This window comes from Cutibacterium sp. KB22876, from assembly GCF_059728865.1.
The window spans coordinates 1998036-2009964 of the sequence record NZ_AP040858.1 but is presented as its reverse complement, the minus strand read 5'-3'; the positions used below and the strand labels follow the sequence as shown (position 1 = coordinate 2009964).

14 protein-coding genes and 1 pseudogene are annotated in these 11929 nt (G+C 63.7%); all 15 read right to left on the bottom strand.

Translation table 11 applies throughout. The features are described 5' to 3' along the window. Positions 1-20 precede the first annotated feature (20 nt). The 15 genes and pseudogenes from AC6I1W_RS09125 to AC6I1W_RS09055 all read right to left on the bottom strand — a co-directional run bounded on the left by AC6I1W_RS09125 (position 21) and on the right by AC6I1W_RS09055 (position 11875). A complete protein-coding gene (locus AC6I1W_RS09125; RefSeq protein WP_014320303.1) occupies positions 21-335 on the bottom strand; it encodes a head-tail connector protein in 315 nt (104 codons plus the stop codon). 32 nt (positions 336-367) lie between these two features. Further along, positions 368-1588 carry a phage major capsid protein gene (locus tag AC6I1W_RS09120; RefSeq protein WP_497743553.1) on the bottom strand — a complete coding sequence of 407 codons (1221 nt, stop codon included), beginning with the start codon at positions 1586-1588 and terminating at the stop codon, positions 368-370. 22 nt (positions 1589-1610) lie between these two features. Continuing rightward, positions 1611-2441, bottom strand: a complete 831-nt coding sequence (locus AC6I1W_RS09115; protein WP_007000810.1) for a head maturation protease, ClpP-related — start codon at positions 2439-2441, stop codon at positions 1611-1613. Continuing rightward, positions 2438-3760 carry a phage portal protein gene (locus AC6I1W_RS09110; RefSeq protein ID WP_007000809.1) on the bottom strand — a complete coding sequence of 441 codons (1323 nt, stop codon included), beginning with the start codon at positions 3758-3760 and terminating at the stop codon, positions 2438-2440. The genes AC6I1W_RS09115 and AC6I1W_RS09110 overlap by 4 nt, the downstream gene beginning before the upstream one ends. Before the next feature lie 27 nt (positions 3761-3787). Beyond that, positions 3788-5386: a terminase large subunit gene (locus AC6I1W_RS09105; RefSeq protein ID WP_497743552.1), complete on the bottom strand. Its 1599-nt coding sequence runs from the start codon at positions 5384-5386 to the stop codon at positions 3788-3790. 106 nt (positions 5387-5492) lie between these two features. After that, the gene (locus tag AC6I1W_RS09100; protein ID WP_005295569.1) at positions 5493-5783 is read right to left on the bottom strand and encodes a hypothetical protein; all 291 of its coding nucleotides are present in this window, start codon (positions 5781-5783) and stop codon (positions 5493-5495) included. Between the two features lie 33 nt (positions 5784-5816). Continuing rightward, the gene (locus AC6I1W_RS09095; RefSeq protein ID WP_497743551.1) at positions 5817-6104 is read right to left on the bottom strand and encodes an Nmad4 family putative nucleotide modification protein; all 288 of its coding nucleotides are present in this window, start codon (positions 6102-6104) and stop codon (positions 5817-5819) included. A 193-nt stretch (positions 6105-6297) separates the two neighbouring features. Further along, complete coding sequence (locus AC6I1W_RS09090) at positions 6298-6633, bottom strand: hypothetical protein (RefSeq protein WP_497743550.1); 336 nt, start codon at positions 6631-6633, stop codon at positions 6298-6300. A gap of 94 nt (positions 6634-6727) precedes the next feature. Beyond that, a complete protein-coding gene (locus AC6I1W_RS09085) occupies positions 6728-6925 on the bottom strand; it encodes a DUF4314 domain-containing protein (RefSeq protein ID WP_005295562.1) in 198 nt (65 codons plus the stop codon). 2 nt (positions 6926-6927) lie between these two features. After that, positions 6928-7578 (bottom strand): hypothetical protein, encoded by a 651-nt coding sequence (locus AC6I1W_RS09080; RefSeq protein WP_005295561.1) that lies wholly within the window; start codon positions 7576-7578, stop codon positions 6928-6930. After that, complete coding sequence (locus AC6I1W_RS09075; protein WP_005295559.1) at positions 7575-7760, bottom strand: hypothetical protein; 186 nt, start codon at positions 7758-7760, stop codon at positions 7575-7577. The genes AC6I1W_RS09080 and AC6I1W_RS09075 overlap by 4 nt, the downstream gene beginning before the upstream one ends. 146 nt (positions 7761-7906) lie before the next feature. Beyond that, a complete protein-coding gene (locus tag AC6I1W_RS09070) occupies positions 7907-9157 on the bottom strand; it encodes a site-specific DNA-methyltransferase (RefSeq protein WP_497743549.1) in 1251 nt (416 codons plus the stop codon). After that, positions 9129-10319 carry a methionine adenosyltransferase gene (gene metK, locus AC6I1W_RS09065; protein ID WP_060797815.1) on the bottom strand — a complete coding sequence of 397 codons (1191 nt, stop codon included), beginning with the start codon at positions 10317-10319 and terminating at the stop codon, positions 9129-9131. The genes AC6I1W_RS09070 and metK overlap by 29 nt, the downstream gene beginning before the upstream one ends. A gap of 88 nt (positions 10320-10407) precedes the next feature. Next, on the bottom strand, positions 10408-10983 hold the full coding sequence (locus AC6I1W_RS09060) for a P27 family phage terminase small subunit (RefSeq protein WP_005295551.1): 576 nt from the start codon (positions 10981-10983) through the stop codon (positions 10408-10410). Positions 10984-11010: 27 nt separating this feature from the next. Continuing rightward, positions 11011-11875 (bottom strand): annotated as a pseudogene (locus tag AC6I1W_RS09055) (IS5 family transposase). Between the last annotated feature and the right edge of the window lie 54 nt (positions 11876-11929).

Sequence of the window (11929 nt, the reverse complement as noted above, 5' to 3'; positions counted from 1 at the left end):
CTGCCAATGCCTGCCATGGGTTAGACCTTCCATTCGCGCTCAAGGCGCAGCAGCGTGTTCACCGCGCCCCACATGGCCTTGGCGGCATCGGGTTTGTCGGACCAGAACCCGGCCGTAGACCCGTCACGCGACTCGTAGAAGTGACTGGCGAGCATCACGATCGCCTGCCGGGTCGAACCGGGCATCTCGTGGGCCTCGTAGTAGTCCTCAGGCAAGTGCTGGTAGGCGGTGGCATAGGAGGTGGCAGCTGCCACCAGGTTGGCGATGAGCTCGTCATCCTCGTCGTGGGCGAGGATGAGGTTGGCTTTGACCTGGTCGATGAGCTGGTGGTTCATGGCTGCCACCTCCTATTCGTTGCGTGGGGGTTTTAGGCTCCGGCCTTCTGGGTGAGGATCTTGACGGCCTCGGGCAGGACGAGCTTGCCGTCCAGGCGCTGGGAGGCGAGGAAACCGACCTGGCCGGAGGTGGCGAACAGTTCGTTCAGCCGCTTGAACGAGCGTCCCTGCCGGTCAGCGATCCAGTAGTAGGACAGGTCACCGAACGCCACGGTCTTCGCGCCCGCCTTGATCTCAGGGACAAACGTGGAGGTGTGCACCGGCTTGCCCAGGATCATGTCCGGGGCACCAGCGGTGAGTGCTGGCTGCCACAGGTACTGGCCCTGGTTGTCCTTGAGCTTGCGCACGGTCTTGACGGTGGCATCGTTCATCAGCCACACCGCCCGGGCCCGATACGGGGCGCGCAGGCTGTAGTGCAGGTCGATGAGCTCATCGGCGGTAATGTCTGTGGCCTTCGCGGTGGTCACATCCGAGATGCCACCACCGGTGGTGTCGAAGATGCCGGTCGGCTTGCCCTTGCCGTCACCGACAAGGAAAGCCTCCTCTTCGGCGGCACCGATGCGGCGGGCGAACTCGGCGGCGAGGTAGGCCTCGACGTCGAAGACCGAATCGCCGAGCAGTTCCTCGCTGATCTTGAGGAACGTGCCGAGCTTGAACGCCGAGAGGGTGATCTGGGAGAAGGTCTCGTCGGATTCGGTGTAGGGCTTGCCCTCATCGAGCCACCCGGCACTGCCGTGGGTGGAGACGACCGGGATCTTGCGGTCCCCGCTGGTGGTCTGGATGACGTTGGCAAGCCCTCGCATGATGTTCTGGTCGGCGAGCGACTGCACGAGGGTGTGCTCGAACTCGTCCGGGACGAGGTAGCCGCCCTCGGAATCGACCCCCTCGGACAGGGCGTTGCGCACCTCCATGGGAGAGGCGTTGAGCCGCATCGCATCCCAGAAGGCGCGCTTGTAGGAGGCGGTGGCGCGGCCGGTCTTGGGTTCGCTCTCCTCGCCGGTCTGGCCGGGCATCGAGGTCAGCGGCGTATTCGTGGCGCGGGCCAGATCAGCGTCTAGGCGCTGGGCGCGCTCGGCGCGAGCGATCTCGGCGCTCAGCCGTTCAATGTCGGCTTCCATGCGGGCGTAGGTCTGGTCGTCCTCGGCGGAGAGGCAGCCGGTGGTGGTGTCGCGGCGCTCGTCGAGGAAGGCCTTGGCCTTCTCCCAGGTGTCGGCGCGGCGGGTACGCAGGTCAGAAATCGTCATCGTGGACATGGGAAAGGGTTCTCCTTGCTTGTTAGTGGGTGTGATTGACCAGGGCGGCGTACAGGTCCACCACCCGACGACCCGTGAGCCGTACGGGCGCTGGGGTTGGTGGCTGGGTGGCTGGTGGCGTGTCGGTCAGGTGCGCGACGAGGCGCTGCTCGGCGGGCTTTCGGGCAAAACACACCCCGCTGGCGGTATCGGCGAGCGGGGCTGGGTTTCCGGTCTTCGGCGGCCACGGTGGCTTCGTGTCCGGCCCCTCATCGTCGTCCTCATCGGGGTCGGTGACCTTCGGGGCGTTGCCGGTGAGGTAGCCGTCGGCAAAACCCATCGCGATGGCAGCACGCGCGTCCATCCAGGTCTCTTGATCCATCAGGCGAGCGAGCTTGGCCCGGCTCATCCCGGTTTTCAGCTCGTAGGCGTTGATGATGGATTCTTTGACCGCTGCGAGCATGTCGATGGCACGGCCCAGCTCATCGGCGTCACCGACGGCGAGGGTGGCGGGGTTGTGGATCATGAGCATCGACACCGGGCTCATCGCCACGACTTCACCTGCCATGGCGATCACGCTGGCGGCACTGGCCGCGATCCCGTCGATGCACACCCGCACGTGTCCGGGATAGTCGAGGAGCATGTTGTAGATCTGGGCTGCCGCGACGACGTCGCCGCCGGGGCTGTTGATCCACACCGTCACATCACCGGAACCTGCCGCCAGCTCGGAGGCGAACAGGGCCGGGGTGATGTCGTCGTCAAACCATGACTCCTCAGCGATCACCCCGTTGATACGCAAAACCCGGCTGGTATCGCTACCCGCCGGGTCAGATGTGTCGGGAGCGGGTGGCTCCCAGTTCCAGAACCGTCTCACCGGCTCCTCCTTTCAACTCTGTGTTCAGTTGGTGGCCCGCCAGGAGGCGAACCGCCTTCTGACGGCTCCAACCCCGCTGGTTCTTCCTGCCCCTTGGTGGCGTAGGCCCCGGCCATGGAGAGCGGCAGCATGTTGCCGTTGACCAGGTACACGTCGCCACCATCAGCGACAGCGATACGGTCAAGGTTTTCCAGGGCGCGGATGTCGTTCGCGCTCATCCACCCGTTCTGGCGTGCTACCGCGTAGCCGTTCATGCGCGAGACGTAGTCGCCGCGCAGCAGACCTTCAAGGTTGAACTTCACGAACACGCTCGGCTTCTCACGCGGGCTCAGCAGCGTCTTGGTCAGGGCTTGTTCCCAGCGGATGACCCACGGGTCGAGCGTGTATTTCACGAACTCCAACGACTGCTGCTCAATATTGCTGAAGCTCGATTTTTCGAGGTCTCCCACCATGTGCGGTGGGATGCGGAAGATCCGGGCGATCTCGTTGATCTGAAACTTCCTGGTCTCCAAGAACTGCGCCTGCTCCGGGGAGACGGAGATGGGCGTGTACTTCATGCCCTCTTCCAACACCGCGACCTTGTTGGCGTTGCGGGCCCCACCAAAAGTTTGCTGCCAAGACTCACGCACCCGAGACGGGTCCTTGATCGTGCCCGGATGCTCCAACACCCCACCGGGGGCAGCCCCGTTAGCGAAGAAACTCGCGCCGTAATCCTCAGTGGCCATGGCCATACCGATCGCGTTCTTCGCCATCGCAATCGGGCTATAGCCCACCAGCCCATCAAACCCGAGCCCAGGAATATGCAGCACGTCAGCAGGCGAAAGCCGGATGCGAGACCACTGGCCAGCGGGTTCGTCGCTGATGGCCTGGTACTCGTAGTAGAGCCTGCCCGCATCATCCCTGCCGACGCTCATCCGGTTGGGCATGAGCGGATAGAGGCCGATGACCTCGTCGAGGCCGTTGCGGATGACCTGCGCGTAGGCGTTGCCCCACAACAGCAGATGCGTCATCAGCGTCTCGCGGAAGACGAAGCTGGTCATCTCCGGGTTCGGCTCATCGTGAAGAAGCCGATACAAGCCATGATCGGTGGCTTTGACTTTCGATCCGTCCGACTCGATGCGATACACATGCAGCGGCAAACCAGCGATAGCTTCAGCCAAAATCCGCACACACGAATAGACCGCAGTCATCTGCATCGCTGAGCGTTCGGTGACCGTGCGCCCGGAGCTGGTGGGCCCGAACAAGAAGCTGTAGCTCGAGGACAGCTGGTGGTTGGACACCTGCCGGGGATTGGGTCTGAGCCAGTCGAAAAGTCCCACAGGGGCCTCCTTTACGTTGTCGAAGCGTTAGAGGACGAGCAGCCCGCGCGAGTCGTACACCGACGTGCCCGCGTGGGCGCTGCCGCCTCGGATCGCGCGGTCCAGCGCCATGATGGTGGCCACGACCCCGTCGATCTTCTCGGTGGACTTCTGCTTGTCGGGTTTGATGTTTCCTGCCGGGTCGGTGCGTACATGAATGTTGTCGACCATCCAAGAAAGCACCGGGTGGCCCCCGTGGGCGAGGCGTCCTTCGAGTGCGAGCTTCATCAGCTCCTTGCTCGGTGGGCTCATGTCCTTGAATCCCTGCCCGAACGGCACGACGGTGAAACCGGCATCGTCGAGGTTTTGGCTCATCTGCACCGCGCCCCACCGGTCGAAGGCGATCTCGCGGATATCGAACCTCTCACCGAGCTGCTCGATGAGGTGCTCGATGTGGGCGTAGTGGACCACGTTGCCCTCCGTGGTCTCCAGAAAGCCTTGGGCGTGCCACAGGTCGTAGGGCACGTGATCACGCGCCACCCGAAGCGACAGGTTGTCCTCCGGTATCCAAAACCACGGGGCGATCCGGTACTTCTCGTCATCCCCGTAGGGCGGGAATACCAGCACGAACGCGGTGATATCCGTCGTGGAGGCCAAGTCCAGCCCTCCGTAGCAGGGCCTACCCTCCAGCTCGTCCAAGTCCACCGGGTCCGCGCAGGCGTCCCAGATGTGCATGGGCATCCACCGCACCGACTGTTTCACCCACTGGTTAAGCCGCAGCTGGCGAAACGAGTTCTCCTCGGCGGGGTTCTGGCGAGCCGAGTTGCACGCCGCCCGCACCTTCTCCACCGGCACAGTGACCCCAAGCGAAGGATTGGCCTTGTGCCAGACATCTTCGCTTGTCCAGTCATCGTCCACATCAGCGCCGTAGATCACCGGGTAGAACGTGGGGTCGTGTTTCTTGCCCGCCAGAATGTCGCGCGCTTTTTGGTGCTGCTCGTAGCAGATGCTGTGGGTGTCAGTACCTGCGGTGGTGATGAGGAAATACAGCGGCTGGGTGCGCGCATCACCCGAACCCTTGGTCATCACGTCAAACAACGCGCGGTTGGGTTGAGTGTGCAGCTCGTCGAAGACGACCCCGGAGATGTTGAACCCGTGCTTGGAGTACGCCTCAGCCGAGAGCACCTGGTAGAAGCTGTTGGTCGGCTTGTAGATGATCCGCTTCTGACTGCTGAGGATTTTCACCCGCTTCGACAGGGCCGGTGATTGGCGGATCATGTCGGCGGCGACCTCGAAGACGATGCTGGCTTGCTGCCGGTCGGCCGCGCACCCGTACACCTCGGCGGCTTGCTCCCCGTCCCCGCACGTCAGCAGCAGCGCGATCGCAGCAGCCAGCTCGGACTTGCCCTGCTTCTTGGGGATCTCCACATAGGCGGTGGTGAACTGCCGGTAGCCGTCGGGCTTGATGGTGCCGAACAGGTCACGCACGATCTGTTCCTGCCAGCCCAAGAGCTTAAACGGTTGTCCTGCCCAGCGGCCTTTAGTGTGGCGCAGCGCCTGAATGAACGCCACGGCGAAGTCGGCTTTGCGCTGGTTGTAGGTGGAGCCGTCTGCCATGAACCTGGTCGGCTGATACGTGCTCGTCATCGTGGCGGCAGCTCCTTCCTCGGGGCATAAGAAAAGCCCCAACCGTGTGGGGCGAAACAGTTCGTGCAGGGCCCGGCCCGTCTGCGTGGTCGGGGCGGCAGGCGGGTTAGCAGTAGGTGGCGCGGAAGTCGGCGACCACCTGGCCGGTGTCGAAGCCGCCGTAGCGCCAATCGGACAGGCCGCGCTGCCTGGCCAGGGCGATGATCTGATCGGCTTTGGTGTAGTGCCAGCCGATGCGGCTGAGCGTGTGGACCGGGATCTTCTCAGCCCCGACCTCCTCGGCGAGCTCGTCGAGGACGCTGAAGGGGATCTCGGCGGCGGCCTGAATGTCACCGTGGGCCACCGCGTCGGCGGGAATCTCCAGGTGGTTGGTGACCAGCTCTCTGGTGGCGTCCATCGGGTGTCCTCCTTGGCCTTGGTGGGGTGTGGGTTAGATCTGGGTCAGGGCCCAGGCGATGGCGTGCCCGGCGTCTGCGAAAAGGTGGTCGGCCTCGGAGATGAGCTCCAGGGCGCATTCGCTGCGGCCGCGCGCGTTCGGGCCGAAGCCGTCGATCGGAGCTTCGGTGAGGCGGTAGACCTGGGCGCTGTTGCCGTAGCCGTCTTTCTTGGTCCAGGTCGCGAAAGAAGCCAGCGTGTAGTCGCCGTGTGCGAGGATCGCCCCGTAGGAGTCGACGCGCATCTGCAGGGCTTCGGTGGTGAGCTTCTCGGTGGTGTTCATGGCTGTTGTCCTTTCCTGAGGGGCTGTTCTTTTGTCATGTACATACAGCCATAGGTGCGGTCACTTATCCAGTCGTATTTGCCCAGATCAGGCACTATTTTTTGGGATCTACAGCACTCGGAAAAACCGTGGAGAAACAAGGCTTGTGACGAGGGAAACCCCGCTCGAGGCAGGGTTTCCGGGTGCCAAAAGGTCAGGCGTTGCGGGTGATGCTGCAGTTCACCAGGTCGCGGGCGTTCAGGGGTGCCAGTTCGCTGACCATGGCAATGGCGCGTCGATAGCCGTCGGTGACCTTCTCGATCTCTTCCGGGTCGAGGGAGCCGTATGAGGTGGTTTGGATCGTCCACTGGCCGGTCTGCCAATCCCGGTACAAGGGCGGGGTGTACGGCATGCGGGCTGCGGGGCGGATCTCGATCGCGAGGTCGTCTGTGGTGTCGATGGTGACGATGGTGTAGCCGAGCCGGTTCGCGTCCTTGACCAGGTGCTGGGTGGTTTCCTCTTCGATGCTCATCTTTGCCTGGGTGTTCATGGCTGTGTCCTTCCCTGAGGTGGTGTGCTTTCGGTATGTACATACAGCCATACGTTTTGCCGCATATCCAGTCACTATTTGCCCTGATGAGCCGCTATTTTTCGGGCTTTTCAGTGGGTAGGGTTTCCCAGGAGTCCTCGCCCGGGATGAGCCCCAGATTCGATCCGGTGTCCCAGTCGACGTGGACGGTGCCGAGGTCGTCGACGAACGCCACGGTGCCAAGCACACCGGGGCGCAGCGTCGTGTACGGGTCGCTGGTGGCGATCAGGCGCACCCGCTGGCCAGGAGTCATGGTCAATCCTCCTTCCTGCTCGTCGGGGTGCGCCAGGCGGCGTCCCCTTCCAGGCCTGCCAGCAGGATGCGGCGTGCCTGCTTGTATTCGGGGCCGATGAAGCCCAGGGAAAGCAGGAAGCAGCGCATCGTGTACTTGTCATTGCCCGGTGCTGGCGGCGTGGAGCGGATCCGGGTTGCCTCCTGGGCGCGCTGGCAGAGCCTGGCCACAAGCGGGATCACCGCCTCGCGTGCCGTCTCCGGCGTAATCGACTCACACCACGGGAACGAGACGGTCTCGTCATCGTTGAACTCGATGGGTGTGGCCGGGATGCCCAGGGCCTTGGCGATCAGTGGCCCTTTGGCTGCCAGGAGCGCTTCGAGGTTGGCGCGAGTGCGCTCACTCCACCCGGTGGTGGGCATCGTGACCGTCAACGCCACCTCGCCCGGGTCGGCGGTTTCAAAGCCCGCCTTGTGGGCGGCCTCGAGCACGGCCTGCGCCTCGATGCCATCTGGCAGGTAGAGGGTCCAGTCCCGATCCAGCGTGGCGTCTGCGATCTGGTAGGCAAACGAGGGCGTGCCCAGATAGGTGGCCTCGGTGCCAAGGTGATCGGCGAGAAGCTGGGCGAGCTTTTTCCTGCCCGTTTTGTGCGGGGTGAAGGCGAGGATGCTCATGCCACGACCTCCTGCTCGAACCAGGCGGCCACCATGGTGAGGAAACGCTTCGGGTCGTGCTCGATCACGCGCACCACCAGCTGGTAGCCGCGTGCTGTGGCAACCCGCAGGGTTTCCTCGGGGTCGTAGACGTTGACTCCGGCTGCGATGAGCTCGCTGATTTCGATGTGTAATTCACTCATGACCAGTCCTTTTCGCTCGGTTCCCCCAGGTCTAGGGGTGCTTGGTCATGTACATACAGCCATACGTTTTTCCGCTTATCCAGTCGTTTTTGCCCTCATCAACGGCTCAGTTTCACGCCCCTGTTTTCCCTGCATATTGCGGGGTTTTATTCGCGGTCGCGGTCGACCTGTTTGACCAGATCCAGGTAGGCGTACTGGGTGCCGTCGCGCTGGCAGGTGATCCCGGCCGCATCCCCGGTCGCCTCGGCGTAGCGGCGCAGGATCACCGAGGCGTACTTCTCGTCCAACTCCATGAGGTAGGCGATGCGGTCGGTCTGCTCGGCGGCCATCAGGGTCGAACCGCTGCCAGCGAAGGTGTCGAGGATGATCGCGTTGGCCTGGGTGGAGTTGCGGATCGGATAGGCCAGCAGGTCCAGCGGCTTGCTCGTCGGGTGGTCGGAGTTCTTTCGCGGCTTGGCGAAGTTCCAGATCGTGGTCTGTTTCCGGTCAGCGAACCACTTGTGCTTGGCTCCCTGCTTCCACCCGTAGAGGACCGGTTCGTGCTGCCACTGGTACGGCGAGCGTCCCAGCACGAGGGAGTCTTTGACCCAGATGCAGCAGCCGGAGAGCTTGAACCCGGCATCGATGAACGCTTTGCGGAAGTTCAGCCCTTCGGTGTCGGCGTGAAACACATAAGCAGACCCACCCTTGTCGAGAACACCCGCCATGTTGGTAAACGCCGCGAGTAGGAACTCGTAGAACGAGTCGGCCTTCATCGCGTCGTTTTTGATCGTGAGCCCGTCGGAGGACTCGAAGGCGACGTTGTAGGGCGGGTCGGTAAGCACCAGGTTCGCGCTCTTGCCATCCATGAGCACCGCGACATCGTCTGCGTTGGTAGCGTCCCCGCAGACCAGCCGGTGCCTGCCGATGGTCCAGATGTCCCCGCGCTGGACGAAGGAGGCGGCCTCGAGCGCGGCGGTGAGATCGAAGCCGTCATCGGTGACCTCGTCATCGTCGAGGGAACCAATCATCGCCTGGATTTCGTCATCGTCGAAGCCGGTGAGCTCAGCATCAAAGTCGGCCGCGTCAAGGTCCGCGATGAGCAGGGCCAGCTTGGACTCGTCCCAGTCGCCGCTGATCTTGTTCAATGCGACGTTCAGGGCCTTCTCGCGGGTCTCGTCCAATTCGACAACCACGCAGTCGATGCTCGTGTGGCCAAGATCCGCCAGTACTTTCAGGCGCTGGTGGCCACCGACGACGTGGCCGGTGGTGTGGTTGTAGATCACCGGCTCGACATAACCGAACTCAGTCAGCGACCGCTTGAGTTTCTCGTAGTCCGCATCCCCGGGCTTCAGGTCCTTACGCGGGTTGTAGTCGGCGGGCTTGAGCTCACTGATGGGTAGCTGCTTGATGAGCACGGCGGATCACCTCTTCTCTGAGCTTGTCGGTAAACGGCAGCGTCCATTCCCACTCGCTCAGACCATGGCCCATGTGCCCATAGGTGGCAAGCTTCGCGTAGATCGGAGAACGCAGGTGCAGGTGTTCGATCATCGCGGCCGGTCGCAGCGGGAAGACCGCCTGGGCGGCGTCGGTGAGCAGCCAATCCGGGTGCTGACCGGTGCCGAAGGTGTCGATGCGGAACGCGACCGGGTCAGCCTTACCGATCGCATAGGAGATAGCGACGTGGCATTCTTCGGCCAGGCGCGCATCCACCACGGTTTTCGCGATGAGCCGCGCCATGTACGCGCCCGTTCGGTCGACCTTGGAGGGGTCCTTACCCGAGAACGCGCCACCGCCGTGCGGGCCGAGCCCACCGTAGGTGTCGACCATGAGCTTGCGTCCGGTCAGCCCGGTGTCAGCGGTGGGCCCACCGGTGACAAACCGACCGGACGGGTTGACCAACACGCGCTCAGCCGTGGCACCGGGCAGGTGCGCCTCGATGGCCGGGGCGACGACCAGCGTGCGCACCTCCCGTTCAAGCGCCTCGGGGTCTTTGTCTGCATTGTGCTGGATTGAGACGATCACGGTGTCGATGCCGACCGGAGTGCCCAGCTCGTCGTAGACCACACTGACTTGGGATTTGCCGTCGGGGCCGATCCCACGGATCGTGCCGTCGGTGCGGGCTGTATCGAGGCGGCGGCAGATCTCGTGGGCGAGCACGAGCGGCAGCGGCAGGCGCTGGGGCGTCTCGCTCGTGGCGTACCCGTAGACGGTGCCCTGGTCACCCGCCCCCAGGCTCGCATACGCCGACTCATCACCTGCACGCGCCTCGATGGAGGTTGTAACACCTGCGCCGATGTCGGCGGATTGGCGGCGCACCCACACGTAGATGACAAACCGGTTCGGGTTGTACCCGGCCCGGCGCAGCGCCTCCCGCGCGCAGGCGCGCAGCTGCGGCCGGATGGTGGTGGTGATCTCGCCGGTGACGATGATGCGCCTGCCACTCGCCATGACCTCAACGGCCACGCGTGCCGCCGGGTCGCGGGTAAGGATGTCATCGAGGATGTGATCTGCGATCAGGTCGCACAGCTTGTCGGGGTGGCCGATACACACAGATTCAGCACTTCGCACTACAGACACGCGAGGGCTCCTTTCACAAATGCGAACAACAAGAAAGCCCGCCCGGGTGCCGGGCAGGCCAGAAACGAAACAAGCGGGATGAGGGGCCTTAGGAGGAGGCTTTGAGCAGCTGCTCCATGACCTCATCGCCTGGCGTGGTGCCGGAGTAGTCGGTGGTGCAGGTGGCACGCACGATGTCGAAGATCTCGTACCAGTACACGTTGGCCTGCTTGCCGAACGACTGCGACATGGCCACGAACGGGCTGGCGATCGCAGCGCCCGTGGTGGGGTGTTTGCCGAGCAGACCGAACTTGGAGATTGCCTGCTCGCACTGGATGTATCGGGCGAACGCCTGCGCGTACTGCTCAATTAAGCGTTTGGAGACGAACTCGGTGCAGCCGCGTTCATCCAGCCAGTTCCAGGTCTCCCGGTAGACCAGGTCCGCACCGAGCGGTTGGCCGTCGCGCTGCTCGGCCGACAGGTATTCGCTAGGTTCAGGCATCGTCTCGCCTGCGAGCAGCGCACCATCGCCGATGTCGGTGCCGTCCAGGTCGAACACATCGAGCTCGGCCGGTGTGGTGAGCCTGGTGGCAGGTCGACCTGAGGCGAGCTTGTCGTTCAGCGCCTCGGGTTTCGCCCCGGCACGGACTCTGCGTCCGCCTCGGTTGGTGCCGTCTTTGGCCACGACGTAAACCTCCTCTAGGGCGTGTTGCTAAATCCATTGGAGGGTGGCGGAGAGGTAGATTCCGGCCGCGTAGGAGCGGGCGGTCTTGTCGAACCGGGAAGCGAGCCCTCGCCACTGCTTCACTGCGTTGAAGCATCGTTCGATGACGTTGCGCCCTTTGTAGCGTTCCCGCTGCTCGTTGCCGAAGTCGATCGGTCGGCCCGGCCTCTTTTGACGCTTCTCGATCTGGTCAGCGCGCTCGGGGATCGTGGCCTTGATACCGCGCTCGCGCAGCCAGGCACGGTTCTTCTTCGACGGGTACCCCTTGTCCGCGAGCACCCGGTCCGGCCTCGTGCGCGCCTGGCCTCGCCCGGGGACGCGGATCTCGTCGAGCACGCAGGTGAACACGCTCGTGTCCGCGACCTGTCCACCGGTCAGCACGAACGCCAGCGGGCGAGCTCACCCATCGCAGACCAGGTGGATCTTCGTCGTCAAACCACCTCGTGACCGGCCGATCGCGTGGTCACACGGCTCCGGCCCGGATCTCTTGTAGTTCGATGGAGCCCCCTGTGCCCCGGGGCAGGGTCGCACCGTGCTGATGCACACGCGCGATCGATGAATCCACCGACACGACCCAGTCGACCTCGCCCGCGAGCGAGGCCCGCCGCTGGACATGGGTGAGCAGGTCCTCCCAGACACCCTCGGTCGCCCATCGGCGGAAGTTCTTGTAGATCGTGTTCCAGTTCCCGAAACGCTCGGGCAGGTCCCTCCATGCTGACCCCGTCCGGAACCGCCACGCGGTCGCCTCAACCACCGTGCGCCGGCCCACCGGCGGGCGGCCCCTCGTGTTCACCGCAGGGAACACGTCCCCGATCAGCTCCCAGACCTCGTCGGTGATGACACCTCTCGACATGACTCCAGCATCACCCACGCACCCCGGAACACCATTTAGCAACACGCCCTAGTG

What these genes read in the sequence shown, in the direction of transcription:
- AC6I1W_RS09125 (WP_014320303.1), bottom strand. Translation starts at nt 335, where the DNA reads ATGAACCACCAGCTCATCGACCAGGTCAAAGCCAACCTCATCCTCGCC.
- AC6I1W_RS09120 (WP_497743553.1), bottom strand. Translation starts at nt 1,588, where the DNA reads ATGTCCACGATGACGATTTCTGACCTGCGTACCCGCCGCGCCGACACC.
- AC6I1W_RS09105 (WP_497743552.1), bottom strand. Translation starts at nt 5,386, where the DNA reads ATGACGAGCACGTATCAGCCGACCAGGTTCATGGCAGACGGCTCCACC.
- AC6I1W_RS09100 (WP_005295569.1), bottom strand. Translation starts at nt 5,783, where the DNA reads ATGGACGCCACCAGAGAGCTGGTCACCAACCACCTGGAGATTCCCGCC.
- AC6I1W_RS09095 (WP_497743551.1), bottom strand. Translation starts at nt 6,104, where the DNA reads ATGAACACCACCGAGAAGCTCACCACCGAAGCCCTGCAGATGCGCGTC.
- AC6I1W_RS09090 (WP_497743550.1), bottom strand. Translation starts at nt 6,633, where the DNA reads ATGAACACCCAGGCAAAGATGAGCATCGAAGAGGAAACCACCCAGCAC.
- AC6I1W_RS09085 (WP_005295562.1), bottom strand. Translation starts at nt 6,925, where the DNA reads ATGACTCCTGGCCAGCGGGTGCGCCTGATCGCCACCAGCGACCCGTAC.
- AC6I1W_RS09080 (WP_005295561.1), bottom strand. Translation starts at nt 7,578, where the DNA reads ATGAGCATCCTCGCCTTCACCCCGCACAAAACGGGCAGGAAAAAGCTC.
- AC6I1W_RS09075 (WP_005295559.1), bottom strand. Translation starts at nt 7,760, where the DNA reads ATGAGTGAATTACACATCGAAATCAGCGAGCTCATCGCAGCCGGAGTC.